The sequence below is a fragment of the Paenibacillus sp. P5_B5 genome, assembly GCF_056400365.1.
The window spans coordinates 1-525 of sequence record NZ_JBFULK010000061.1 but is presented as its reverse complement, the minus strand read 5'-3'; the positions used below and the strand labels follow the sequence as shown (position 1 = coordinate 525).

The window sequence follows — 525 nt, the reverse complement described above, 5'->3', positions numbered from 1 at the left end:
TCCCCGGATCAAAGCCTGCATACGGCTCCCCGAGGCATTTCGTCGTTCGCCACGTCCTTCTTCGGCTCCTAGTGCCTAGGCATCCTCCGTGCGCTCTTATTAGCTTAACCAGCTAATTATAAAACGTTGTTCTCTCAATTGCTTAAGAAGAACATCGGATGTTTCTAAGCTCTTACATTTCGTTTCGCTATCTAGTTTTCAAGGAACAATTTTGTTTACCGTTTTTAGCGGTAAGAAGTATGATAACACACTTCATTTTTACTTTTCAACCTGAAATATTTACCAGATTAAGAAGTTTTTTTGGTGGAGCCAAACGGGATCGAACCGTTGACCTCCTGCGTGCAAGGCAGGCGCTCTCCCAGCTGAGCTATGGCCCCATAATTTTTCTGGCAGTAGTTTGCGAATGCAAACTGCGAGAAGAAATTTCATGGTTTATATGAAATTTTAAATGGTGGGCCCTAGTGGACTCGAACCACCGACCTCACCCTTATCAGGGGTGCGCTCTAACCAGCTGAGCTAAGGGCC

Annotated in this window: 1 tRNA gene and 1 rRNA gene; both read right to left on the bottom strand. The window is 45.5% G+C overall.

Annotation, left to right across the window (positions count from 1 at the left end):
- Positions 1-110 (bottom strand): 23S ribosomal RNA (locus tag AC1DOK_RS24545); the annotation flags it as partial.
- 191 nt (positions 111-301) lie between these two features.
- A tRNA-Ala gene (locus AC1DOK_RS24540) sits at positions 302-377 on the bottom strand.
- Between the last annotated feature and the right edge of the window lie 148 nt (positions 378-525).